Consider the following 25,276-nt stretch of genomic DNA (forward strand, 5'->3'; position numbering starts at 1 on the left):
TCACATCTTGTAACTCCCGTGGTACCCATACGCCATGCGACTGACTACCAAAGGCCGATACGCCGTGACCGCCATGCTTGACCTGGCACTGCACGCGCAGCATGGGCCGGTGTCTTTGGCCGACATTTCCGAGCGCCAGGGCATTTCCCTCTCTTATCTGGAACAGCTGTTCGCCAAGCTGCGCCGTAGCAGTCTGGTTTCCAGCGTGCGCGGTCCAGGCGGTGGCTACCAGCTGTCGCGGGGCATGGAAACCATCCAGGTGGCCCAGGTCATCGACGCGGTCAATGAATCGGTCGATGCCACCCGCTGCCAGGGCCTGGGGGATTGCCATGCCGGTGACACCTGCCTGACTCACCACTTGTGGTGCGACCTCAGCCAGCAGATTCATGAATTCCTCAGTGGCATCAGCCTGGCCGACCTCGTGATGCGCCGTGAGGTGCAAGAAGTCGCCCAGCGCCAGGACCTGCGCCGTGTCGCAGGCCGATCCGCCCAGCTGGACAAGATTGAGACGTCCGCCGTCGACTGAACCGTGACGACGAGCGACGCCAACGCCTGATAGGAGATACCCAATGAAGTTGCCGATCTACCTCGATTACTCCGCGACCACCCCGGTCGACCCACGTGTGGCCCAGAAGATGGCCGATTGCCTGCTGGTCGACGGAAACTTCGGTAACCCGGCTTCGCGCTCCCACGTGTTCGGCTGGCGCGCCGAGGAAGCGGTCGAGAACGGCCGTCGCCAAGTAGCCGAGCTGATCAACGCCGACCCGCGCGAGATCGTCTGGACCAGCGGTGCTACCGAGTCCGACAACCTGGCGCTCAAGGGTGTTGCGCACTTCTATCAGACCAAGGGCAAGCACATCATCACCTCCAAGATCGAGCACAAGGCGGTCCTGGATACCGCTCGCCAGCTCGAGCGTGAAGGTTTCGAAGTCACCTACCTCGAGCCAGGCGAAGACGGTATCGTCACCCCGGCCCAGGTCGAGGCGGCGCTGCGCGACGACACCATCCTGGTCTCGCTGATGCACGTCAACAACGAAGTCGGCTCGATCAACGACATCGCCGCCATCGGTGAACTGACCCGTTCGCGCGGCGTGCTGTTCCATGTCGACGCCGCCCAGTCGGCTGGCAAGGTCGAAATCGACCTGCAGAAACTCAAGGTCGACCTGATGTCGTTCTCGGCGCACAAGGTCTACGGCCCGAAAGGCATCGGCGCGCTGTACGTCAGCCGCAAGCCACGGGTTCGCCTGGAAGCCATCATTCACGGCGGTGGCCATGAGCGCGGCATGCGTTCGGGCACCCTGCCAACCCACCAGATCGTCGGCATGGGCGAGGCGTTCGCCATTGCCAAGCAGGAAATGGCCAGCGAGAACGTCCGCATCAAGGCCCTGAGCGACCGCTTCTTCAAGCAGGTCTCGGACCTCGAAGAGCTCTACGTCAACGGCAGCCAGACTGCCCGCGTGCCGCACAACCTGAACCTGAGCTTCAACTACGTTGAAGGCGAGTCGCTGCTGATGTCGCTCAAGGACATCGCGGTATCGTCGGGTTCGGCCTGCACCTCCGCTTCGCTCGAGCCGTCCTATGTACTGCGCGCTCTGGGCCGTAACGACGAGCTGGCACACAGCTCGATCCGCTTCTCCTTCGGCCGCTTCACCACTGAAGAAGAAGTCGACTACGCCGCGCAGGAAGTCTGCAAGGCAGTCAACAAGCTGCGTGAGCTCTCGCCGCTGTGGGACATGTACAAAGACGGCGTCGACATCTCCAAGATCGAGTGGGCCGCCCACTAAGCAGTCGCCGGCAAGAGCGGCTCCCTGATGAGGAAGGAATTGCACCATGGCATACAGTGAAAAGGTCATCGACCACTACGAAAACCCGCGTAACGTCGGCAAGATGAACGCCGACGATCCGGATGTCGGCACCGGCATGGTCGGCGCCCCGGCCTGCGGTGACGTGATGCGTCTGCAGATCAAGGTCAACGAGCAGGGCGTCATCGAAGACGCCAAGTTCAAGACCTATGGCTGCGGTTCGGCCATCGCCTCCAGCTCCCTCGCCACCGAGTGGATGAAGGGCAAGACCCTGGACGAAGCCGAAACCATCAAGAACACCCAGCTGGCTGAGGAACTCGCGCTGCCGCCGGTCAAGATCCACTGCTCGGTACTCGCCGAAGACGCCATCAAGGCGGCCGTACGCGACTACAAGCAGAAGAAAGGCTTGATCTGAGTCGCAAGACTCAACGGTAAGCACAGCTAAGCAAAGGAGCTCCGATGGCTATCAGCATGACAGAAGCCGCCGCCAACCACGTGCGGCGTTCCCTCGACGGGCGCGGCAAGGGTGAGGGCATTCGCCTGGCCGTGCGCACCACCGGTTGCTCGGGCCTGGCCTACGTGCTGGAGTTCGTCGACGAAGTGGCGTCTGAAGATCAGGTGTTCGAGAACCACGGCGTGAAGGTCATCATCGACCCGAAAAGCCTGGTTTACCTCGACGGTACTGAGCTCGACTTCGTCAAGGAAGGGTTGAACGAAGGCTTCAAGTTCAACAACCCCAACGTGCGCGGTGAGTGTGGCTGCGGCGAAAGCTTCAATGTCTGAGGCTTGACGTGGGTACTCCTTGCCATTTCGCTCTGTTTGACCTCAAGCCGGGCTTTCGTCTGGACCTCGACAAGCTGGCCGTTCGCTACCGCGAGCTGGCCCGCGAGGTCCATCCGGACCGTTTCGCCGATGCCTCCGAACGTGAACAGCGCATTGCCCTGGAAAACTCGGCAGCGTTGAACGACGCCTACCAGACCCTGCGCAGCGCCCCGCGGCGTGCCCGCTATCTGCTGGCCATCAGTGGCCATGAAGTGCCGCAGGAAGTCACCGTGCATGACCCGGACTTCCTGTTGCAGCAGATGGAGCTGCGTGAGGAGCTCGAAGAGCTGGACGATCTGGACGGTGTCGCGGTGTTCAAGAAGCGCCTCAAGGCTGCCCAAGACACGCTCAACGAGGATTTCGCCGCCTGCTGGGATGATGCTGCGCAGCGTGAACAGGCCGAGCGCCTGATGCGCCGCATGCAGTTCCTCGACAAGCTCGCCCAAGAAGTGCGCCAGTTGGAAGAGCGCCTCGACGATTAACCCGGCGTTGCCGTGACGACGCCTAAGGTATCTAGATAAGCATGGCCCTACTGCAGATCGCCGAACCCGGTCAGAGCCCACAACCGCACCAGCGCCGCCTGGCGGTGGGGATCGACCTGGGTACCACCAATTCTCTGGTTGCCGCCTTGCGCAGTGGCCTGAGCGAGCCGCTGCCCGACGCGCAGGGCAGCGTCATCCTGCCGTCCGCCGTGCGCTACCTCGATGGCCGCGTTGAAGTCGGCCAGGCTGCGCGCGACGCTGCCTCCAGCGACCCGCTCAATACCATCTTGTCGGTCAAGCGCCTGATGGGCCGTGGCCTGGCAGACGTCAAGCAACTCGGCGAACAGCTGCCTTACCGCTTTGTGGGCGGCGAGTCGCACATGCCGTTCATCGACACCGTCCAAGGGCCGAAGAGCCCGGTGGAAGTGTCTGCCGACATCCTCAAGGTGCTGCGCCAGCGTGCTGAGCAGACCTTGGGTGGCGACCTGGTAGGGGCGGTGATTACTGTCCCGGCCTACTTCGACGACGCCCAGCGCCAAGCCACCAAAGATGCCGCCAAACTGGCCGGCCTCAACGTTCTGCGCCTGCTCAATGAGCCGACCGCTGCTGCCGTGGCTTATGGTCTGGACCAGAACGCCGAAGGCGTGGTGGCGATCTTCGATCTGGGTGGCGGTACGTTCGATATCTCCATCCTGCGTCTTACCGCTGGCGTCTTCGAAGTGCTGGCCACTGGGGGCGACACGGCCTTGGGTGGTGACGATTTCGATCATGCGATCGCTGGCTGGATCATCGAGCAAGCGGGTTTGTCCGCTGACCTCGACCCCGCTACCCAGCGCCTGCTGCTGCAAACTGCCTGCGCCGCCAAGGAAGCCCTGACCGACGCCGACGTAGTCAGCGTTCAGCACGGCGCCTGGCAGGGCGAGCTGAGCCGGGTGGCCTTCGAAACGATGATCGAGCCGATGATCGCCCGCAGCCTCAAGGCTTGCCGGCGCGCGGTGCGCGACAGCGGCATCGAGCTCGAAGAGGTCGGGGCGGTGGTCATGGTGGGTGGTTCGACCCGCGTTCCGCGTGTACGCGAAGCGGTCGGCACGCTGTTTGGCCGTACCCCGCTAACGTCGATCGACCCCGATCAGGTGGTCGCCATCGGCGCCGCGATCCAGGCCGATACGCTGGCGGGTAACCGTCGCGAAGGCGGCGAGCTGTTGCTGCTGGACGTTATCCCGCTGTCGCTCGGTCTTGAGACCATGGGCGGACTGATGGAGAAGGTGATCCCGCGCAATACCACGATCCCTGTGGCCCGCGCGCAAGAGTTCACCACTTATAAAGACGGCCAGTCGGCCATGATGATCCACGTCCTGCAGGGTGAGCGCGAGCTGATCAGCGACTGCCGCTCCCTGGCCCGCTTCGAGTTGCGCGGCATTCCGGCGATGGTGGCGGGTGCGGCGAAAATCCGCGTGACCTTCCAGGTCGACGCCGACGGGCTGCTCAGCGTCGCCGCACGCGAGCTGGGCTCGGGCGTGGAATCGAGCATTCAAGTCAAGCCGTCGTACGGCCTGACCGACGGTGAGATCGCCCGCATGCTCAAGGACTCCTTCGAGCACGCAGGTTCCGACAAGCAGGCCCGTCAGCTGCGTGAGCACCAGGTCGACGGCGAACGCCTGCTCGAAGCGGTGCAGGGCGCATTGGACGCCGATGGCGAGCGCCTGCTAAGCGCCGAAGAGCGCGAGGCTATTGCCTTCCAGATGCAACAACTACGTGATTTGCTGGCCGGCACCGATGGCCCTGCCATCGAGCAACAGACCAAGATTCTGTCGCAGGTGACCGATGCATTTGCCGCCCGTCGCCTTGATTCGACGGTCAAAGCCGCACTGGCCGGGCGCAACCTGAATGAGATCGAGGAGTAACCGATGCCCCAGGTGAAATTCCTGCCGCACGAGAAGTTCTGCCCGGAGGGCCTGGTGGTCGAGGTGCCGGCTGGCACCAACATCCTCGAGCTGGCTCACGAGCACCATATCGAAATGGAAAGCGCCTGCGGCGGCGTCAAGGCCTGCACCACCTGCCACTGCATCGTGCGCCAGGGCTTCGACTCGCTGGAAGAAGCCGACGAGCTCGAAGAAGACATGCTGGACAAGGCCTGGGGCCTGGAAGCCCAGTCGCGCCTGGGTTGCCAGGTGGTGGTCGGTGATCAAGACCTGACCATCGAAATCCCCAAATATTCGCTCAACCACGCCGCTGAAGCGCCGCACTGAGTCTGGAGGCTGGCATGAGTCTGAAATGGGTTGATGTACTTGAGATCGCCATCCAGCTTGCAGAAAGCAAGCCTGAGGTCGATCCTCGTTATGTAAATTTCGTCGATCTGCACCGCTGGGTACTGGCCCTGCCAGAATTTAGCGACGATCCGTCACGCGGCGGTGAGAAAGTGCTCGAGGCCATCCAGGCGGCTTGGATCGAAGAAGCCGACTGAGCGTTATCTGCAGGTTAGGCAATCCCCTGGAACCCGCGTATAATTCGCGGGTTTAATTTTTCGCAACACTCAATTTTCTGGAGTTACCATGGCTGTTCAACGTACTTTCTCGATCATCAAGCCTGACGCAGTTGCCAAGAATGTCATCGGCAAGATCACCACTCGCTTCGAAGACGCTGGTCTGAAAATCGTTGCTTCGAAAATCAAGCAACTGTCCAAAGCCGAAGCTGAAGGCTTCTACGCTGAGCACAGCGAGCGCGGTTTCTTCGGTGACCTGGTTGCCTTCATGACTTCCGGTCCAGTTGTCGTTCAGGTTCTGGAAGGCGAAAACGCCATCGCTCTGAACCGTGAGCTGATGGGCGCTACCAATCCTAAAGAAGCTGCTCCCGGCACCATCCGTGCTGACTTCGCTGAGTCGATCGACGCCAACGCCGTTCACGGTTCGGACTCCGAAGCTGCCGCTGCTCGCGAAATCGCTTACTTCTTCGCTGCTACCGAGGTAACCACTCGCTAAGCGAAAGCTTACGGGTGAGGGTGAATCCATGACGACATCTACTGGCAAAATCAACCTGTTGGGTCTGACCCAGCCGGAAATGGAACAGTTCTTCGACTCGATTGGGGAGAAGCGCTTCCGTGCCGGTCAAGTAATGAAATGGATTCACCATTTTGGCGTCGATGATTTCGCCGCCATGACCAATGTCGGCAAGGCCTTGCGCGAAAAGCTCGAGGCTGTTGCCGAGATTCGGCCTCCGGAGGTGGTCAGTGAAGACATTTCCGCCGACGGCACCCGTAAATGGGTGATCCGCGTTGCCTCCGGCAGCTGCGTCGAGACCGTCTACATCCCCACCGACGACCGCGGTACCCTCTGCGTTTCGTCCCAAGCCGGCTGCGCCCTGGACTGCAGTTTCTGCTCCACCGGCAAGCAAGGCTTCAATAGCAACCTCACCGCCGCCGAAGTCATTGGCCAGGTGTGGCTTGCGAACAAATCCTTCGGCACCGTCCCGGCCAAAGTCGACCGCGCCATTACCAACGTGGTGATGATGGGCATGGGCGAGCCGTTGCTCAATTTCGACAATGTCATCGCCGCCATGAAGATCATGATGGATGATCTGGGCTATGGCATTTCCAAGCGTCGCGTCACCTTGTCCACTTCCGGCGTGGTGCCGATGATCGACGAACTGGCCAAGCACATCGACGTTTCCCTGGCGCTGTCGCTGCACGCGCCGAACGACGAACTGCGTAACAAGCTGGTACCGATCAACAAGAAGTACCCGCTCAAGGTGCTGCTGGAGTCGTGCATGGGCTACATGGCCACCCTGGGGGGCAAGCGCGTGCTGACCGTCGAGTACACCTTGCTCAAGGACGTCAACGACCAGCCGGAACACGCGGCACAGATGATCGAACTGCTGCGCGATGTGCCGTGCAAGATCAACCTGATCCCGTTCAACCCGTTCCCGCATTCCGGTTACGAGCGGCCGAGCAACAACGCCATCCGCCGCTTCCAGGACATGCTCCATCACGGTGGTTTCAACGTCACCACCCGCACCACCCGTGGCGAAGATATCGACGCCGCCTGTGGTCAGCTGGTTGGCCAGGTGATGGACCGCACCCGCCGCAGTGAGCGCTACATTGCCGTGCGTCAGCTCAACGACGACGTGCAGATGCAAGATAGCGCCGCGCGCCACTGACCGAGAACCTGCCAATGACCCTGCGCGCCGCGCTGTCGATCCTGACGCTGTTGCTGCTGGCCGGCTGCGTGTCCGGCGGCGCCGGCGATCCGCTGGCCAGCCGTCAAGGTCGGGTCGAGGCGGGGCGGGCTTATGTACAGTTGGGCCTGGGTTATTTGCAACAAGGTTTGACCGAGCAGGCCAAGGCGCCGCTGGCCAAAGCCCTGGCCCTGAATGACCGCGATGCCGACGCCCATGCCGCCCTGGCCTTGGTGTTCCAGGCGCAAGGCGAACCGGCCCTGGCCGAGGAGCATTTTCGCCAGGCCCTGGCGCAGCGCGCCAATGACACGCGGATTCGCAACAACTACGGCAGTTTCCTATATGCTCAGGGGCGTTTTAGTCAGGCCGAGCAGGTCTTTCGCCAGGCCGGCGCCGATACCCTGTATCCTGAGCGCTCGCGAGTCTTTGAAAACCTTGGACTGACCGCCATGAAGCTAGGGCGTCCAGAGCAAGCGCGCGAGTATTTGGAAAAAGCCCTGCAACTCAACCCACGGCAACCCAGGGCGTTGCTTGAAATGGCTGAGTTGTCCTACGAAAACAGGCATTATGTGCCGGCCCGTGATTACTACGATCGTTTCAGCCAGCTGAGCGACCCGCAAGCCCGCAGCCTGCTGCTGGGTAGCCGCCTGGCGCGGGTGTTCGCTGAACCGGCCGTGGTGGCTGAACTGGGCCAGCAATTACAACGACTTTATCCCGGTACGCCGGAATATCAGCAATACCTGTCGGAGCAACGATGAAAGCCGCTCATCCCGAAGTAGCAGCAGCGTCTCGCCAGCACCCCGGTGAGATCTTGCGCCAGGCCCGCGAAAACCGCGATTGGTCGCAAGCCGAGGTAGCCCGCAAGCTCAACCTGACCTTGAGTTCGCTGAACAACCTGGAATCCGGCGCCTTCGACAAGCTGCCAGGGCACACCTTCGCCCGTGGTTACATCCGTGCCTATGCCAAGCTGATGGACATGGACCAAGCCCCGCTGGTGGCCGCCTTCGACCAGATCACCGGTACCCATGCCCAAGGCAGCCAAGTGCATGCGCTGGGCCGTATTGAAGAGCCGGTGCGCCTGTCGCACAACATCCTGCGCGGTGTCAGCTTGCTGTTGCTGGTGGCCGTGGTCGGCGGTGGCTTCTTCTGGTGGCAAGACCAGACCAGCCTGCGCGGCAAGGACCTGGCCAAGATCGCCCTGGAGCACGTCGAAGTCGAAAGCGCCGACGGCACCACGCAGATTCACCCGCTGGACGAGCCAGAAGACCAGGCCGTCAGCGAAGGTCAGCAGCCACAAACCGAGCCATTGGCGCTCGAGCAGGCACCTGCCGGCGAGACCAGCGGCTCCGCCAATGAAGAAGCTACTGCGCCGGCCACGCCCGCAGCTACTGCTAGCACCCCAGCGCCGGCAGCCCCGGCCGCTGCGGCACAGGCTCCCGCAGCTGCGGCTGCGCCAGTGGCACCGGTCGCGCCAGTGCCGCCAGTAGCAGCAGCTGCTACCCCGCCCGCCAGCGTGCCGGCGAGCGCCGCCGAACCTGCCGCCCCGGCCCCAGCCGGCAGCGCCAAGGTTGCAATTCAATTCACCGCCGATTGCTGGACTCAAGTCTCCGACGGCAACGGCAAGGTGCTGTTCAGTGCCATCAAGCGCAAAGGTGACAGCCTGGAACTGACCGGCAAGCCGCCGTTCGCGGTACGCCTGGGCTTTGCCCGTGGCGCCCAGGTCAGCTACAACGGCCAGGCCGTCGACGTTGCACCGTTCACCAGTGGCGAAACCGCTCGCCTGAAGTTGGGACAGTAAGTCATGCACGGCGAATCTCCGATCAAACGTCGCGAATCCCGGAAAATCTGGGTCGGCAATGTGCCGGTGGGCGGCGATGCGCCCATCGCGGTGCAGAGCATGACCAACACCGATACCAATGACGTCGCCGCCACGGTCGGGCAGATCCAGCGCCTGGTCGATGCTGGCGTCGACATCGTCCGTGTCTCGGTACCGGACATGGACGCCGCCGAAGCCTTCGGCCGTATCAAGCAGCTGGTCAGCGTGCCGCTGGTGGCCGACATCCACTTCGACTACAAGATCGCCCTGCGCGTGGCTGAACTGGGTGTCGACTGCCTGCGCATCAACCCCGGCAACATCGGCCGCGAAGACCGCGTACGCGCGGTGGTCGATGCCGCGCGTGATCGTGGTATCCCGATCCGCATCGGTGTCAACGCCGGCTCCCTGGAAAAGGACCTGCAGAAGAAGTACGGCGAACCGACCCCAGCCGCGCTGGTCGAGTCGGCGCTGCGCCATGTCGAGCACCTCGACCGCCTGGATTTCCAGGACTACAAGGTCAGCGTCAAGGCGTCCGACGTGTTCATGGCCGTCGAAGCCTACCGCCAATTGGCCCGGCAGATCGTCCAGCCGCTGCACCTGGGCATCACCGAAGCCGGCGGCCTGCGTTCGGGGACAGTGAAATCCGCCGTCGGCATCGGTATGCTGCTGGCCGAAGGCATTGGCGATACGATTCGTATTTCCCTGGCCGCAGACCCTGTTGAAGAAGTGAAGGTCGGCTACGACATCCTCAAGTCGCTGCACCTGCGTTCGCGTGGCATCAACTTCATCGCCTGCCCGAGCTGTTCGCGGCAGAACTTTGACGTGGTCAAGACCATGAACGAGCTGGAAACGCGCCTGGAAGACCTGCTGGTGCCGTTGGATGTGGCGGTGATCGGCTGCGTGGTCAACGGCCCGGGTGAAGCCAAGGAGTCGCATGTGGGCCTGACCGGCGGTACACCGAACCTGGTCTACATCGACGGCAAGCCCGCGCAGAAGCTGAACAATGACAACCTGGTCGATGAACTGGAAAAGCTCATCCGCCAGAAAGCGGCCGAAAAGGTCGAGGCCGATGCGGCGCTGATCGCCCGTGGCTGAAACACAGATTGGTAAGGACTTTTCGTGAGCAAATCGCTGCAAGCCATCCGTGGCATGAACGACATCCTGCCTGAGCAGTCGCCGCTGTGGCGCTACTTCGAGGGCACCGTGGCCGGCCTGCTGGACGGTTACGGCTACAGCCAGATCCGCACGCCGATCGTCGAGTTCACCGAGCTGTTCAAGCGCTCGATCGGTGAAGTCACCGACATCGTCGAAAAAGAGATGTACACCTTCGAGGACCGCAACGGCGATTCGCTGACCCTGCGTCCCGAAGGCACCGCCGCCTGCGTACGTGCAGTGCTCGAGCATGGCATCACGGGCAATGGCCAAGTGCAGAAGCTTTGGTACATCGGCCAGATGTTCCGCCACGAGCGCCCGCAGAAAGGCCGCTACCGTCAGTTCCACCAGATCGGCGTGGAAGTGTTCAACCTCGACGGTCCGGACATCGACGCCGAGCTGATCATGCTCACCTGGCGCCTGTGGGGCCAGTTGGGCATCCAGGACGCGGTCAAGCTTGAACTCAATAGCCTGGGTACCAGCGAAGCCCGTGCCCGCTACCGTGACGCGCTGGTCGAGTTCCTCTCGGCGCGCCTGGAGCAGCTCGACGAAGACAGCCAGCGCCGCCTTAAAAGCAACCCACTGCGCATCCTCGACAGCAAGGACCAAGGCACCCAAGCGGTGCTGGTCGGTGCGCCGAAGCTGGAAGATTACCTGGACGAAGAATCGCGCCTGCACTTCGAGGGCCTCAAGGCCCGCCTGGACGCTGCCGGTATTCCGTTCGTGATCAACACCAAGCTGGTGCGTGGCCTGGACTACTACAGCAAGACCGTGTTCGAGTGGGTCACCGACAAGCTCGGCGCCCAGGGCACTGTCTGTGCCGGTGGTCGCTACGATGGCCTGGTTGAGCAGATGGGCGGCAAGCCGACCCCGGGTGTGGGCTTTGCCATGGGTATCGAACGCTTGATCCTACTGCTCGAGACACTGGGCAAGGTGCCCGAGTCGATCAGCCGCCAGATCGACCTGTACCTGTGCGCCTTTGGCGAGCAGGCGGAGCTGGCGGGCCTGAAGCTCTCCGAAACCCTGCGTGACCAAGTGCCCGGCCTGCGCCTGGCGGTCAACGCCGGTGGCGGCAGCTTCAAGAGCCAGTTCAAGAAAGCCGACAAGAGCGGCGCGCTGTTCGCCCTGATCATGGGTGACGACGAACTGGCGCAACAAGTGGTAGGTTTCAAGCCCCTGCGTGGCCAGGGCGAACAACAGAACATTGCCTGGGATGCTCTGGCCGAGCACCTGCAAGCTGCTCTCGCGCAAGCGTAAGCAGTCAAACAGCCGAATTGCTGAATAGGAGTATTGGGGTGTCGAGTACCGATGATGATGGCCTGGTTGCGGTCAAGGACTGGTGGGACCGCAACGGCAAGCCGCTGCTGACCGGCGCCCTGCTGGCTGCTGCCCTGGTGATGGGCTGGCAGGCCTGGCACAAGTACCAGAATAATCAGTCGCAGGGCGCGTCTGTGTTGTACCAGAACCTGCTGGAAACCAGCCTGACGCCTACTGGCCAACCTGATGCGGCCAAGGTCGCGGAACTGGCTGGCAAGCTCAAGAGCGAATTCGCCGGCACCGCCTATGCCCAATACGGCAGCCTGTTCGTGGCTAAAGTGGCGGTCGATAGCGGTAAGCTCGACGATGCCGCCAGCGAACTCAAGAGTGTGCTGGACAAGCCGGCCGATGCCACCCTGGGCGAAATAGCGCGCCAGCGTCTGGCGCGGGTCCTGGCTGCCCAGGACAAGGCCGAAGACGCCCTCAAGCTGCTTGACGGCGATGCTGACAAAGCCTTCCAGGCCAGCCGCGAAGAACTCAAGGGCGACCTGCTGGTACAGCTCGGTCGTGCCGGTGATGCCCACAATGCATACGAAAAAGCCAAGGCCGCGCTGTCTGATGAAGCAGCGGTCGGAGGCCTGCAACTGAAGCTGGACGACCTGGCCAAAGGGGACGCTTGACGTGATCGGTTGGAAACAAGCAGCAGTGCTGACCCTGGCCGTACTGGCCGCGGGTTGCAGCAGCAACAGCAAGAAGGAACTGCCTCCGGCCGAGCTGACCAAGTTCACCGAAGAAGTGGTGCTCAAGAAGCAGTGGAGCCGTTCGATCGGTGACGGTCAGGGTGAGACCTACAACACCCTGGTCCCGGCCATCGAGAACGACCGTATCTACGCCTCTGACGTCAACGGCTTGGTGATGGCCCTGGACCGCGTCAACGGCGACGTTGTGTGGAAGAAGGATCTGGAGCTGCCGGTTTCCGGCGCCGTCGGCGTAGGCTACGGCTTGGTTATGCTCGGCACCCTCAAAGGTGAAGTGATTGCCCTGGACAGCAGCACCGGTGAGGAGCGCTGGCGCTCCCGCGTCACCAGTGAAGTGCTGGCGCCGCCTGCCAACAACGGTGACGTTGTGGTGGTGCAGACCCAGGACGACCGCCTGATCGGCCTCGATGCCGCCACGGGTGATCGTCGCTGGATCTACGAAAGCACCCCGGCGGTACTGACCCTGCGCGGTACCGGTGCACCGATCGTGACCAATCGCCTGGCCATCGCTGGCCTGTCGACCGGTAAGGTCATTGCCGTGGATACCCAGAACGGCGTGCCCGTGTGGGAAAGCCGCGTAGCTATCCCGCAAGGCCGTTCGGAGCTGGACCGGGTAGTGGATATCGACGGCGGTCTGCTGCTGTCTGGTGGTACCCTGTACGTCAGCACCTACCAGGGTCGCGTTGCGGGCCTGGATCTGGAAAGCGGCCGGGTACTGTGGCAGCGTGATGCCTCCAGCTATGTGGGTGTCGCCCAGGGCTTTGGCAACGTCTATGTCAGCGAGGCCTCGGGTACCGTAGAAGGCGTTGACGAGCGCTCCTCCAGCGCTCTGTGGAGCAACGATTCCATGGCTCGCCGTCAGCTGTCGGCGCCGGAAGTGTTCTCCAGCTACGTCGCTGTCGGTGACTTCGAAGGCTACCTGCACCTGCTCAGCCAGGTCGATGGTCGCTTCGTTGGCCGTGAGCGTATCGACAGTGATGGTCTGCGTGCCCGCCCTCTGGTGGTCGGTGACACCATCTATGTCTTCGGCAACAGCGGCAAGCTCCAGGCACTGACCATCCGCTGAAGCTATGCTTGAGGCCTTGCGGCCTCGAGCCGCGGCGCACGAAGCGCCGCACGAACTCCGGCCGCTGCTTCGCAGCGGCCTTTGCATTTTCAAGAATTCACGAGTGGAGAGCCGTATGGTTCCCGTAATCGCCCTGGTGGGGCGGCCGAACGTCGGCAAGTCCACCATGTTCAACCGTTTGACCAAAACCCGTGACGCCATCGTTGGCGACCTGTCGGGCCTGACCCGTGACCGCCAGTATGGCGACGCCATGTGGCAGGGTCGTTCGTACATCCTGATCGACACCGGTGGTATCACCGGTGATGAAGTCGGCATGGACGAGAAGATGGCCGAGCAGTCGCTGATGGCCATCGAAGAAGCCGATTATGTGCTGTTCCTGGTCGACGCCCGCGCGGGCATGACCGCCGCTGACCAGATGATTGCCGAGCACCTGCGCAAGCGCAACAAGTCGGCCATCCTGGTTGCCAACAAGATCGACAACATCGATGCCGATGTGGCCCGCGCCGAGTTCTCGCCGCTGGGCATGGGCAATGCGATTCCGGTGGCCGGCTCCCAGGGCCGTGGCATCAACGCCCTGATGGAATCTGTGCTCGGCCATATTCCGCGTAACCAGGAAGAGGAAGCGCTCGACCAGGAAGTGGCGCAAGGCGAAGAGGCCGTGCGCATCCCTGGCCCAAGCGAGAAGGATGGCATCAAGATCGCCATCATCGGCCGCCCTAACGTCGGCAAGTCGACCCTGGTCAACCGCATGCTCGGCGAGGAGCGCGTGGTGGTCTACGACCAGCCGGGCACCACCCGCGACAGTATCTACATCCCGTTCGAGCGCGATGGCGAGAAGTACACCTTCATCGATACTGCCGGGGTGCGTAAGCGCGGCAAGATTCATGAAGAAGTCGAGAAGTTCTCGGTGGTCAAGACGCTGCAGGCGATCAAGGACGCCAACGTGGTGATCTTCGTCATGGACGCCCGCGAAGGGGTGGTCGACCACGACCTGAACCTGCTGGGCTTTGCCCTGGAAGCTGGCCGCGCCATCGTCATCGCCCTGAACAAATGGGATGGCATGCAGCCGGGCGAGCGTGACTACGTCAAGACTGAGCTTGAGCGCCGGCTGTTCTTCGTTGACTTCGCCGACATTCACTTCATCTCCGCGCTGCATGGCACGGGCGTGGGCAACCTGTACAAGTCGGTGCAGGCCGCGTTCAAGTCGGCGGTCACCCGCTGGCCGACCAGCCGCCTGACCCAGATCCTTGAAGACGCGGTCAGCGAGCACCAGCCGCCGCTGGTCAATGGTCGTCGGATCAAGCTGCGTTATGCCCACCTCGGTGGTGCCAACCCGCCGTTGATCGTCATCCACGGCAACCAGACCGACAAGATCCCGCGCTCGTACTCGCGTTACCTGGAAAACACCTATCGCCGGGTGCTCAAGTTGGTCGGTACGCCAATTCGCATCGAGTACAAGGGGGGCGAGAACCCGTACGAGGGTAACAAGAACACCCTCACCGACCGTCAGGTCAACAAGAAGCGCCGCTTGATGTCGCACCACAAGAAGGCCGAGAAGAAGCGCAAGGACAAGCGTAAGTAAGCTCGTTTCGCGTAATTGGGGCCGCTTTGCGGCCCATCGCGGGCAAGCCCGCTCCCACAGCAACAGCGTAGATCTGAAGTTCGCGCGGCCCTTGTGAGCGCGGGCTTGCCTGCGCAGCGGCGCCAATACATTCCCTTATTGTTTCAACCTTTTTCCTGACTGCTCGATCCGCTATGCTCGGACTCCATCCCGTGCCGGATACACCCCAGGAAAGAGGGCTCCATGATCCGCAGCAAACTGCCGAACGTCGGCACGACCATCTTCACCACCATGTCGCAACTGGCAGTCCAGACCGGTGCGCTGAACCTTTCCCAAGGTTTCCCTGACTTCAACGGCCCGCAGGCGCTGCTTGATGCCGTTGGCCGGCACGTGGCCGCCGGCCACAACCAGTACGCGCCGATGACTGGTCTGCCAGCTTTGCGCCAGCAGGTAGCAGCCAAGGTTGCCCGGCTGTACGGAGTGAAGGTCGATGCTGATCACGAGGTGACCATCACCCCCGGCGCCACCGAGGCGATCTTCTGTGCTATCCAGGCGGTGATCCAGGCCGGTGACGAAGTGATCGTGTTCGACCCTGCCTACGACAGCTACGAACCTTCTGTGGAGCTGGCTGGCGGACGTTGCGTGCACGTCCAGCTTAGCGATGGCGATTTTCGTATCGACTGGCAGAAGTTCAGCGACGCACTGACCCCGCGCACGCGGATGGTCATCCTCAACTCACCGCACAACCCGAGCGGCGCGCTGATCAGCCGCGAAGACCTCGACCAGCTGGCCCAGCTGATTGCCGAACGCGACATCTACCTGGTCAGCGATGAGGTGTATGAGCACCTGGTCTACGATGGCGTACGCCATGCCAGTGTCCTGGCCCACGAGCAGCTCTACGCGCGCGCGTTCGTCATAAGCTCGTTCGGCAAGACCTACCATGTCACCGGTTGGAAGACCGGCTACGTGATCGCCCCACCCGCATTGAGCGCCGAGCTGCGCAAGGTCCATCAATACGTAAACTTCTGCGGGGTAACGCCGCTGCAGTGCGCGCTGGCTGACTTCATGGCCGAGCACCCTGAGCACATCGATGAGCTGCCGGGCTTCTACCAAGGCAAACGCGACGTGTTCTGCGACCTGTTGCAGGGCTCGCGTTTCAGCTTTACCCGCACCCCCGGCACCTACTTCCAGCTGGTGGACTATTCGCAGATCCGCCCGGACCTGAACGACGTCGACATGGCTCTGTGGCTGACCCGTGAGCACGGCGTTGCGACCATTCCGGTGTCGGTGTTCTACCAGCGACCTATCCCCGAGCAACGCCTGGTGCGCCTGTGCTTTGCCAAACGTGAGGAGACGCTGCGACAGGCGGCGGAGAAACTATGCGCGATCTGACTGCATTGCCCAATCTGAACATCGCCCTGGTGCAGACCAGCCTGGCCTGGCACGACCGCGAAGCCAACTATGCACATTTCGAGGTGTTGCTGGAGCAGGCGCGTGGCGCCGACCTGGTGATCCTGCCGGAGATGTTCACCACGGGTTTTTCCATGGAGTCCGAGGCCCTGGCCGAGCCTGAACACGGCCCGACCTATAAGTGGCTCAAGGCCCAAGCGAAGAAAATCGAGGCGGTGATCACCGGCAGTGTGATCATCCAGGCTGCCGATGGCAGCCACCGCAACCGACTGTTGTGGGCGCGCCCGGATGGCGAGATCCTGCATTACGACAAGCGCCATCTGTTCCGTATGGCGGGGGAGCACAAGTACTACACCCCGGGTGAACGTCAGGTGCAGTTCGAGCTCAAGGGCTGGAGGATTCGCCCGCTGATCTGCTACGACCTACGCTTCCCGGTGTGGAGCCGCGATGCCCAGGATACCGACCTGTTGCTGTACACCGCGAACTGGCCGGCAGCGCGGCGCCAGCATTGGAACCGATTGTTGCCGGCGCGCGGGATCGAGAACCTGTGCTATGTGGCGGCGGTGAACCGGGTAGGCACCGATGGCAAGGGCTTTGCCTATTCCGGGGACAGCCAGGTGCTCGACTTCCAGGGTGAGAGCCTGATGAACGCCGGGGAGGCGGATGGGGTGTTTCCCGTGGTCCTGCGCGCGGCGGATCTGGCGGCCTATCGCACGCGTTTTCCGGCGAACCTGGATGCCGATACCTTCGAATTGCATTGATTGAACGTATGTTTCGACAGCGCCGGCACTATCACGGGCATGCCGGAGCGGCGAACCGCCGCTCCGGCACGACCTGCTCGATCGTGGGAGCGGGCTTGTCCCGCGATAGGGCCAGAGGGCGCTACCTCATACCTTGATCAATACACATCCCGCCGATACCGCCCATCCTCCACCAGCCGCTGCACCGCCTCATCGCCCAGAATGCCCTTGAGCGCCGCATCCACCCCCGCAGCCATCCCCTGCAAACTGCCGCAGACATACACACAAGCGCCGTCAGCCAACCACTGGCGCAGCGCTTGAGCCTGCTGCAGCAACACATCCTGGACATAGACTTTTTCTGCCTGATCCCGCGAAAATGCCAGGTCCAGCCGTTGCAGATCGCCGCTGTCCAGCCAGCCTTGTAGCTCATCGCCACAGAGCAGATCCTGAGCTCGATTGCGCTCACCAAACAGCAGCCAGTTACGCTGTTCGCCCTCGCTGATCCGCGCCTTGAGCAAGCTGCGCAGGCCCGCCAAGCCGGTGCCGTTACCAATCAGGATCAGCGGCGCCGGTCCTTCAGGGAGATGGAAGCCACTGTTACGGCGCAGACGCAGACTGACGCTGCCCTGCACCGGCAGGTACTCGGTCAGCCAACCCGAACCCAGCCCAAGATTGCCATCGGCATGGCGCTCCTGGCGCACGATCAGCTCCAGCACGCCATCGCTGGCAATCGAGGCAATCGAGTATTCACGGCTGCCGATGGGTACCAAGGCATCGATCAGCGCCTGTGCATGCAGGCCCACCAGGTGTTCGCGGCTGACCGGCAGTTGCCGGCTGGCAAGCGCCTGAGCGAGGGTCTCGCTCAGGCCATCGCGCTGCACCCGCGTTTCGCAGTCCAGCCCCAAGCCGCTGAGGAAGGCCTCGACCCGTGGCTGGCCGTTGCGCGGCAGGATGTCTACCAGGTCACCGGCTTGCCAGCTGGCCGGGGCCTCAGGTTGCAGGCCAATCAGATAGACCGGTAGGCCTTGGCTGCCCGGGTTGAGCAGCTGGCGACGGACCAGCGTCCAGTTAGCGAAGCTCGGCGGCTGCCAGGCGCTGACCGGCTGCGCACCGGTCAATTGCCCCAGCGCTTGCTGCCATTGCTGCAAGGCGGACTGATCGGCGTTGTCGACTTCGATTGGGCTGAAGGCGCTGCTGGCGCCACGTTCGCCTAGCCAGGCTTGCAGCCGCCGGGCAAAACCGCAGAAGTGCGGGTACTGGCGATCGCCGAGGGCGAGCAGGGCGTAGTCGAGGTGCTCCAGTGGCCAGGCTTGGCCGAGCACTTTGCGTTCGAAGGCGCGGGCGCTGTCGGGCGCCTCGCCGTCGCCGAAGGTGCTGACCACGAACAAGGCCCGGCGCGCCTGGCGCAGGTCTTGTTCGCCCAATTCACCCAGGGCACGTACTTGCACGGACAAGCCGGCGGCCTGCAATTGGCCTGCGCTCTGCCAGGCCAATTGCTCGGCAAAGCCGCTCTGGCTGGCAAAGCTGATCAACCAGCTGTCAGCCGCGTTCGAAGCGTTGTCGACAGTGCCACGGGCAGCACGGACCTGGCGCTTCTTGCGGCGGCGGTCCAGGTACAGCAGCCAGCCGGTGACGAAGAACAGCGGCATGCTCAGGCTGGCGAGGGTGACGATGATGCGCCCCGGCAAGCCGAAGTAGCTGCCCACGTGCAAGGCATACACGCTTTGCAGCAACTGTGCCTTGAACGACTTGTCGGCGTAGCGCTCCAGGCGCTTGATCTGGCCAGTGGCGGGGTCAAGGGTAATGGTGTTCAAGGCGCGCTCATGCGCGGCGTTTTCGAGCAGGTAGAACAGCGTCGCTGGCTGGCCACCGGCTGGCGGCAGGCGCAGGTTGTAGGTGGTCAGGCCTGGGCCGGCGGCATTCTTGAGGTTGCTCCAGATGGCATCGTAGTCGACTACCAGGGGAGGTGCGTTGTGGTCGACTTTCTGCGGGCCATGGCGGCCACGGCCTTCGCCGCGCTTGTGTGGCTCGCCGGTAGCGGGGGCGTCGGCCAGCAGTTTGTTCAGGCCGTCGCGATACCACTCGTAGGACCAGAACAAGCCCGTCAGGGCGAACAGCAGGTAGAACAGCAGGCACCAAGTGCCAGCGACGGCGTGCAGGTCCCAGTTGAAGGCGCGGCCTTTCTTGGCCCTGTCGAGGGTCAGCCAGGTCCGCCAATTTAGTGCCTTGCGCGGCCAGCGCAGGTACAGGCCGGAAAGGCAGAAGAAAATCAGCAGTAGGGTACAGGCACCGGTAATCTGCCGACCGGTGTCGCCAATGGTCAGGAACCTGTGCAGGTTGAGCATCAGGTTGAAGAAGTCCTGTCCGGCAACTTCACCTTTGAGCTCGCCGGTGTAAGGATCGGCATAGTGCAGTTCACCGCGGCGTTGGCCGGGCGGCGGGGTAAAGAAGACCCGCGCGGCGTTGCCTTCGCGAGTATCGACCCACAGCATCGACACTTTGTCGCCCTGCGCGGCCTCGACCCGGCGCACCAGCTCGGCGGGCGGTAATACGCCTTCTTGGCGTACCTGAACCTTGAGCACCTCGGCGTTGAATAGGCGCAGCAGTTCTTCCTGGAACGACCAGATGGCACCGGTGGTGCCCATCAGTGCCAGCACCAGGCCAGCGGTGATGCCAAAGAACCAGTGCAATTGGAACAGCGACTTCTTCACCACATCGATCACCTTGTCTTGCCGCTCAAGTCCGCACGGCGTGCATTATGCCTTGCTACGCAAAAGCCCCGCTCAACTGCAATGAACGGGGCTTGGGCTTACTTCATTATCAGAAGTGCACGCTGGTGGTCAGCAACGCCGTACGACCGGCAGCCTGGTTGGCATAGTGCGCACCGTAGGCTTTGTCGTAGTAGACCTCGTTGGTGAGGTTCTGCACGTTCAGTTGCAGGTCGATGTTCTTGGTCAGCTTGTAGCTGGCCATCGCGTCATAGCGCCAGTAGGAATCGACCATCACGCTGTTGGTGGTGTTGCCGAACACGTCATCGACATAGAAGGCGCCACCGCCGATGGTCAGCTTGGGCGTGAGGCTGTAGGTGGTCCACAGGGTCAGGCTGTTGTTCGGCGTGTTGGGCAACTGATTACCATCGTTGTAGCCGTCGATAATCGCCGTGCCGACTTTTTGCGCGCCGCCATCGACCAGCTTGGCGTCCATGTAGGTGTAGCCAGCGAACACTTGCCAGTCGTTGGTGAGTTTACCGGTGGCGCTCAGCTCCAGACCGTCGACGCGGGTTTTACCGACGTTCTGGTAGGTGTCGGCATCAACCAGCACCCGCGCGTTGTCTTTTTCGGTGCGGAAGATCGCCGCGGTCAGCGACAGACGCTCTTGCAGCAAGTCCCACTTGGTGCCGATTTCGTAGTTGGTGGTCTCTTCGGCCTTCAGCTCGCTGCTGGTGGTGGCGGTCAGCAGTGGGTTGCCGTCCGAGCCTTCGCCGAGCGAGGCGCCCGCCGGGGTGGCGGAGGTGGCGTAGGACACATAGACGCTGCCGTTCTCGGCTGGCTTCCAGGTCAGGCCGAGTTGGCCCGTGACGAACTCGCTGGTGTCTTCGGTCTTGAAGTAGGTCAGCTTGCCCTTGGTCAGCGCACGGCTCTTGACCTTGGTGTCGAAGTGGTCGTAACGCAGGCCCATGGTCAGCAGCCACTCTGGCGTCAGCTCCAGGGTATCGGTCAGGTACAGCGCACGGGTGTTGCCGGTGGTGTCGGCGCCCAGGTCGTTGCGCGCCACGCTGCCATCCCAAGGCTCATTGGGATTGGGATTGGGGAACGAGGTGCAGACACCGGAAATCTGCCCGGTGGCAGTGGAGCACTGGCCCGACGCGAAGCCGGTGACGTCATAACCGGTCTTGACCGAAGCCTCGCGGCTGAACTCGATACCGGTGGAGAAGGTGTTCTTGAAACCGCCGATGTAGACCTCACCAAACAGATCGGTCTGGTTGGTGGTGGTGCGGGTATTGGCCACGCGGTTGTTCGGGCGACGCCAGACTTCACCGTTGAGGATGTTGCCCTTGCTGTCATCCGGCTGGCTGTAGATGTAGTCCTGCAGGGTGTTGCCATGGCGCAGGGTGTTCTTGAGGGTCAGCGCGTCGCTCAGGTCGTGCTCGATGGCAATGGTGGCGATGTCGGCGCGGGTCTTGTAGAAGTCGCGGTCGACCAGGCCGTAGTAGTTGCTGCTGTGACCGCCGCCATGGGTCGGCTTGTCGGGGTTGGCCGAGGTGCGATTGGCCGAGCTGCCGGAGCGCAGGCTGTAAGGCACGCCCGAGTCGGGCAAGTCGTCGCTTTCGACGTGGTAGTAATCCAGGTTCAGGCGGGTGTCGGTGCCCAGCCCGAATACCAGCGAAGGGGCTACCCCCCAACGGTCGTAGTTGACCTCGTCGCGACCGGCCACATTGCTTTCGTGACTCATCAGGTTCAGGCGAAACGCGGCGCTGTCGAGGAACTGATAGTTGCCATCGAAGGTGTAGCGTTTGGTCTGGTCCGAACCCCAGGTGAAGGCGCCTTCGGTCGAGTTGCCCAGGTGGGCGCGCTTGCTCACCAGGTTGATGGTGCCGCCAGCCGCGCCGCGTCCGCCAATCGCCGAGTTGGGGCCTTTGGCGACTTCTACCGATTCTACGGCGAAGATCTCGCGGGTCTGCGAGCCGGTGTCGCGCACGCCATCGAGATACATCGAGCTCTGGCTGTCGAAGCCGCGAATGAACGGCCGGTCACCCGAAGGGTTGCCGCCTTCGCCAGCGCCCATGGTGATCCCCGGTACGGTGCGCAAGGCGTCTTGCAGGTTCAGGGCATTGGTGTCTTTGATGACCTGTTGCGGGACCACGGTGACTGAGCGTGGGATGTCCACCAACGGTGCGGTGTACTTCTGCGAGGAGACTTTGTCTGCCTTGTAGTCGGTATTGGCTTGCTCGACCTTGCCGTTGATGCTGGTCGCATCCAGGGTGACGGCATGGCTGCCGGCAGGGTCGGCGGCATAGGCGGAGGTAGCGCTGATGGCAACGCCGATGGCGCAAGTCAGCAGACGTGGTGAGCTCACAGCAGATGGCACAGGACGCATTGTGATGGGCCTTCCCCAAGGTATGAAGGCCGCGGATGGTAGTGTAAGCAAATGTAAGTAACAATTGAGAAGCGTTTCCATTCGCTACAAATTTACAATCTTTACAATTTATCCTTACGGATTTTCCGGTCTCGTACGTCATGTCCGGCAAACGGGGCTTGTGGCGAGTAAAAGGGAATCAATATCATTGCTGCCCCTCCAGCCTACGGTGCCGCCACCATGTTGCTTCACATCCCTGGCCTTTTCGAAGCTGATGAGCTGTCGCGTATTCGTGAAGCGCTGGCGCACGCCGATTGGGCGGACGGCAGGATCACCGCGGGATACCAGTCGGCCAAGGCCAAGCACAATCTGCAGCTGCCTGAGGCGCACCCTTTGACCAAGGAAATCGGCGCGGCGTTGATCGAACGTCTTTGGCGCAATTCGCAGTTCATGTCAGCGGCGTTGCCGCACAAGGTGTTTCCCCCGCTGATCAACTGTTACCGCGAGGGGGACAATTTCGGCTTGCACATCGATAACGCCCTGCGTCAGCCGCAAGGCAGTGCCGAGCGAATACGCACCGACCTGTCCTCGACATTGTTCCTCAGCGACCCCGACAGCTACGACGGTGGTGAGCTGGTGATCCACGACACCTACGGTGTGCAGCAGATCAAACTGGCAGCCGGTGACTTGGTGCTGTACCCCGGCACCAGTCTGCACAAGGTCAACCCGGTTACCCGGGGGCAGCGCCTGGCGGCGTTTTTCTGGACCCAGAGCCTGGTGCGCGAAGATAGCCAGCGGGCATTGTTGTTCGAGATGGACAACGCCATTCGCCAGCTGACCGCCGACGTGCCCGAGCACCCCTCACTTCTGCAACTGACCGGCACTTATCACAACCTGCTGCGACGCTGGGCGGAGGTTTGAGCATGACCTACCAGCTGCGGCGCGAAGACGTGGTGGATGTGGCGGGCCTGCAAGCAATGCTCGTGCACAGCCCTAGCCAAGCCGCCCAGGCGATTCTGGCCGCGGCGGGGCAGGGCGTGGTTGAAGCGCAATTGCTGCTCGGTCAGATTCTGCTCGATGGGCGCGGTATTGAACGTGATGTCCCGCTTGCCCGGCAGTGGTTTGCGATTGCTGCGCAAGCTGGCAGCTCCATGGCGCACAACATGCTCGGGCGCTGCCTGGAGCAGGGTTGGGGCGGCGAGGTGGATTTGCCGCGCGCGGCGCTGGCATATCAGGCTGCGGCCTATGCCGGCCTGGACTGGGGGATGTACAACCTGGGTAATCTGCTCGCGACCGGACGCGGTGTCGAGCAGGACCAGGCGTTGGCCTTGGCGTGCTACGAAAAGGCGGCGCACCTGGGCCATGCCAAGTCGATGAACCTGCTGGGTCGTTACCTGGAACAGGGCATTGCCACACCTGCCAGCCCCGCGCGCGCCCTGCGTTGGTATCGGCGCTCGGCCGAGGCGGGAGATTTTCGCGGGATGTTCAGCCTGGCGATGGTGCTGGTCGAACGCGGCGATGTACTGGCGGCGGCGCCCTGGCTTGAGCGAGCACGCGCGCAGGGCAATATGAAGTTTCTGCGCACAGCCTTGCAGAGTTTGCAGGGTGCTGGTGCGTTGCTCGCCACCGATGCCTTGGCCTATGCCGATGAGATCCGGCGCCGAGAGTCTGCCGGGGAAAACCTACAGTCTTAAAGGGGCCAGGGACAATAGCCATGCTGTGCTGACTCATCCAACGGAGTTGCACCATGGCCAAGTCCTATATCACCGAGAAGTCCTTCATCGCTCGCCTGAATGTAGTGAACACCCAGTACCCGGGGCCGGTCGGGCGCTGGGAATACAGCCCAGGTTACAACGGTAATACCTTCTGGCACTCCAGCGAGTGGCTGACCACATCGCGCCAGGATCGAGAGCCGCTGACCCTGTGGTTCGGCGCAGTGCAGCAGGCTGGCGGCGAGGATGCGTATGAGATCCGTCTGTGGACCGGTAACAACGCCCATCCGCTGTTCAACCGCCGGGTAGATGTCAGTACCAATGGATACCTGGGTCTCTATGAGCACAAAGCTACTGCGGGTCCGCTGTGGCGCCTGCAACAAGTAGGTGGATCGCAAGTTCGTATTACTACGCTGGCTGACAAAGCGATTGGTATTTACTGGGACAGGGCTGCCTGGAGCACCGGACGTATGGCCAGCTATCTCTGTGTTGACGTGGCGCCGGCTGCAGTATTTGAGGTTGAGATCATCCGGATGGGCGTCGATGCGCCTCTGTAAGTTGTGACTGATGCGTCGGCGATGTAACGAGATCGCTCGCTGCGCGGTAAGCACACACCGACCTGTTCGGTGTGTGCTTTTTTGTTTTGCAGTCAGTTAAAAAATAGCAGGTTTGATAACTGTCTCGGCGCGTCTTATTCAGCGCGCGGTGCAGTAGGGAAATTGTTCAGGATTAAATGCCTTAGTGCTTCGTCTCATGCTTGAACTCACTTCTCGTCCCCCACGATCATTGCCTGAGTTGGTTCCTACGAGAAGTGCGATTACCAGTTCAGGGTCAGGAGCATTGTCATGTCGGATAACAACCTTGTTCGCTCGTTTGTCGCAGTGCTATACCAGGTGGGTGAAGAGGTTCGCCCGGTCAAGGTTATCACCAGGAATGACCATTGGCTGCCGGGATATAATGGTCGCCTGGTAACGGAGGGTGGAACGCGTGCGTTTCAAGTCAATACCCTGGAATTTAGTTTTCAGGTGATCAGCCCCTATCGGGAGAAGATGCGGACTTATATTACCTGTGCGACTGATTTCGCGGGTTTTAAAGACGACATACTTCTTTATGACGAACGTGATTATCCCTATCTCGCTTCAGACTTCTGGGAAAAGTCTGAGGACTTTGGTAAAAGCGCCCAATGGGATTTGATCTATACCGGCGAGGTGAGGGAATATGAAGGCGAACCCCGTGCAGTATTCAAGCTGTGGAATGTAGCCCAGGCTAAGTTTGTCAGGCTTGTTCATTACTCGCCCTTTACGTACTTGCAGTTAACGGCGAGTGAAAACGCCTCGCACTTTATGTTCAAGGCTATCAAAGACGTAAAGTATCGCTAAGGTAGCAATGAGTGGCCTTGCAGTTTCCTTCGGCCTCGGTTTGAGGTGCGCACGGTCCGGTAACTGCCTGGGC

The 25,276-nt window shown here is 61.9% G+C and carries 25 protein-coding genes; 23 read left to right on the top strand and 2 right to left on the bottom strand.

Going from position 1 to position 25,276, the window contains the following annotated elements:
- Positions 1-34 precede the first annotated feature (34 nt).
- From iscR to OIU19_RS09675, 19 genes are all read left to right on the top strand, one after another.
- Complete coding sequence (gene iscR / locus OIU19_RS09585) at positions 35-526, top strand: Fe-S cluster assembly transcriptional regulator IscR (protein WP_042111731.1); 492 nt, start codon at positions 35-37, stop codon at positions 524-526.
- Positions 527-569: 43 nt separating this feature from the next.
- Positions 570-1,784 (top strand): IscS subfamily cysteine desulfurase, encoded by a 1,215-nt coding sequence (locus OIU19_RS09590; protein WP_264234813.1) that lies wholly within the window; start codon positions 570-572, stop codon positions 1,782-1,784.
- A gap of 46 nt (positions 1,785-1,830) precedes the next feature.
- Entirely contained in the window at positions 1,831-2,217 is a 387-nt protein-coding gene (gene iscU / locus OIU19_RS09595; RefSeq protein WP_011532337.1) for a Fe-S cluster assembly scaffold IscU, read from the top strand.
- Positions 2,218-2,261: 44 nt separating this feature from the next.
- Positions 2,262-2,585: an iron-sulfur cluster assembly protein IscA gene (gene iscA, locus OIU19_RS09600; RefSeq protein ID WP_186554089.1), complete on the top strand. Its 324-nt coding sequence runs from the start codon at positions 2,262-2,264 to the stop codon at positions 2,583-2,585.
- Positions 2,586-2,593: 8 nt separating this feature from the next.
- Complete coding sequence (hscB, locus tag OIU19_RS09605) at positions 2,594-3,106, top strand: co-chaperone HscB (RefSeq protein WP_186554088.1); 513 nt, start codon at positions 2,594-2,596, stop codon at positions 3,104-3,106.
- 41 nt (positions 3,107-3,147) lie between these two features.
- Positions 3,148-5,010: a Fe-S protein assembly chaperone HscA gene (gene hscA / locus OIU19_RS09610; RefSeq protein ID WP_264234814.1), complete on the top strand. Its 1,863-nt coding sequence runs from the start codon at positions 3,148-3,150 to the stop codon at positions 5,008-5,010.
- A 3-nt stretch (positions 5,011-5,013) separates the two neighbouring features.
- Complete coding sequence (gene fdx, locus OIU19_RS09615; protein ID WP_264234815.1) at positions 5,014-5,355, top strand: ISC system 2Fe-2S type ferredoxin; 342 nt, start codon at positions 5,014-5,016, stop codon at positions 5,353-5,355.
- Between the two features lie 14 nt (positions 5,356-5,369).
- Complete coding sequence (gene iscX / locus OIU19_RS09620) at positions 5,370-5,570, top strand: Fe-S cluster assembly protein IscX (protein WP_136916531.1); 201 nt, start codon at positions 5,370-5,372, stop codon at positions 5,568-5,570.
- An 88-nt stretch (positions 5,571-5,658) separates the two neighbouring features.
- A complete protein-coding gene (gene ndk / locus OIU19_RS09625) occupies positions 5,659-6,084 on the top strand; it encodes a nucleoside-diphosphate kinase (RefSeq protein WP_045184618.1) in 426 nt (141 codons plus the stop codon).
- Between the two features lie 28 nt (positions 6,085-6,112).
- Positions 6,113-7,258 (top strand): 23S rRNA (adenine(2503)-C(2))-methyltransferase RlmN, encoded by a 1,146-nt coding sequence (gene rlmN, locus OIU19_RS09630; RefSeq protein WP_264234816.1) that lies wholly within the window; start codon positions 6,113-6,115, stop codon positions 7,256-7,258.
- A gap of 14 nt (positions 7,259-7,272) precedes the next feature.
- Positions 7,273-8,034: a type IV pilus biogenesis/stability protein PilW gene (pilW, locus tag OIU19_RS09635; protein ID WP_264234817.1), complete on the top strand. Its 762-nt coding sequence runs from the start codon at positions 7,273-7,275 to the stop codon at positions 8,032-8,034.
- A complete protein-coding gene (locus OIU19_RS09640; protein ID WP_264234818.1) occupies positions 8,031-9,074 on the top strand; it encodes a RodZ domain-containing protein in 1,044 nt (347 codons plus the stop codon). The genes pilW and OIU19_RS09640 overlap by 4 nt, the downstream gene beginning before the upstream one ends.
- A 3-nt stretch (positions 9,075-9,077) precedes the next feature.
- Positions 9,078-10,187 (top strand): flavodoxin-dependent (E)-4-hydroxy-3-methylbut-2-enyl-diphosphate synthase, encoded by a 1,110-nt coding sequence (ispG, locus tag OIU19_RS09645; protein ID WP_186554082.1) that lies wholly within the window; start codon positions 9,078-9,080, stop codon positions 10,185-10,187.
- 24 nt (positions 10,188-10,211) lie between these two features.
- Positions 10,212-11,501 (top strand): histidine--tRNA ligase, encoded by a 1,290-nt coding sequence (hisS, locus tag OIU19_RS09650; RefSeq protein ID WP_186554081.1) that lies wholly within the window; start codon positions 10,212-10,214, stop codon positions 11,499-11,501.
- Positions 11,502-11,539: 38 nt separating this feature from the next.
- Complete coding sequence (locus OIU19_RS09655) at positions 11,540-12,181, top strand: tetratricopeptide repeat protein (protein WP_186554080.1); 642 nt, start codon at positions 11,540-11,542, stop codon at positions 12,179-12,181.
- 1 nt (position 12,182) lies between these two features.
- Complete coding sequence (gene bamB, locus OIU19_RS09660) at positions 12,183-13,325, top strand: outer membrane protein assembly factor BamB (RefSeq protein WP_186554079.1); 1,143 nt, start codon at positions 12,183-12,185, stop codon at positions 13,323-13,325.
- A 115-nt stretch (positions 13,326-13,440) separates the two neighbouring features.
- A complete protein-coding gene (gene der, locus OIU19_RS09665; RefSeq protein WP_264234819.1) occupies positions 13,441-14,907 on the top strand; it encodes a ribosome biogenesis GTPase Der in 1,467 nt (488 codons plus the stop codon).
- Between the two features lie 222 nt (positions 14,908-15,129).
- Positions 15,130-16,278 (top strand): pyridoxal phosphate-dependent aminotransferase, encoded by a 1,149-nt coding sequence (locus tag OIU19_RS09670; RefSeq protein ID WP_264234820.1) that lies wholly within the window; start codon positions 15,130-15,132, stop codon positions 16,276-16,278.
- A complete protein-coding gene (locus OIU19_RS09675) occupies positions 16,266-17,057 on the top strand; it encodes an amidohydrolase (RefSeq protein ID WP_264234821.1) in 792 nt (263 codons plus the stop codon). The genes OIU19_RS09670 and OIU19_RS09675 overlap by 13 nt, the downstream gene beginning before the upstream one ends.
- 137 nt (positions 17,058-17,194) lie before the next feature.
- Here OIU19_RS09675 and OIU19_RS09680 read toward each other — a convergent pair whose 3' ends face one another.
- Together OIU19_RS09680 and OIU19_RS09685 are read right to left on the bottom strand one after the other, a co-directional pair.
- A complete protein-coding gene (locus OIU19_RS09680) occupies positions 17,195-19,750 on the bottom strand; it encodes a sulfite reductase flavoprotein subunit alpha (RefSeq protein WP_264234897.1) in 2,556 nt (851 codons plus the stop codon).
- A gap of 106 nt (positions 19,751-19,856) precedes the next feature.
- Positions 19,857-22,133, bottom strand: coding sequence for a TonB-dependent siderophore receptor (locus OIU19_RS09685; RefSeq protein WP_264234822.1), 2,277 nt, complete (start codon positions 22,131-22,133; stop codon positions 19,857-19,859).
- Positions 22,134-22,352: 219 nt separating this feature from the next.
- Here OIU19_RS09685 and OIU19_RS09690 point away from each other — a divergent pair, with 219 nt between their 5' ends.
- From OIU19_RS09690 to OIU19_RS09705, 4 genes are all read left to right on the top strand, one after another.
- Positions 22,353-23,033, top strand: coding sequence for a Fe2+-dependent dioxygenase (locus OIU19_RS09690; protein ID WP_264234823.1), 681 nt, complete (start codon positions 22,353-22,355; stop codon positions 23,031-23,033).
- 2 nt (positions 23,034-23,035) lie between these two features.
- Positions 23,036-23,806, top strand: coding sequence for a tetratricopeptide repeat protein (locus OIU19_RS09695; protein ID WP_264234824.1), 771 nt, complete (start codon positions 23,036-23,038; stop codon positions 23,804-23,806).
- 53 nt (positions 23,807-23,859) lie between these two features.
- Entirely contained in the window at positions 23,860-24,381 is a 522-nt protein-coding gene (locus OIU19_RS09700) for a hypothetical protein (RefSeq protein WP_264234825.1), read from the top strand.
- Between the two features lie 288 nt (positions 24,382-24,669).
- Entirely contained in the window at positions 24,670-25,203 is a 534-nt protein-coding gene (locus tag OIU19_RS09705; RefSeq protein WP_264234826.1) for a hypothetical protein, read from the top strand.
- Positions 25,204-25,276 lie beyond the last annotated feature (73 nt).

This window comes from Pseudomonas sp. BT-42-2 (genome assembly GCF_025847435.2).
In the GTDB taxonomy this organism is placed as follows: domain Bacteria; phylum Pseudomonadota; class Gammaproteobacteria; order Pseudomonadales; family Pseudomonadaceae; genus Aquipseudomonas; species Aquipseudomonas urmiensis.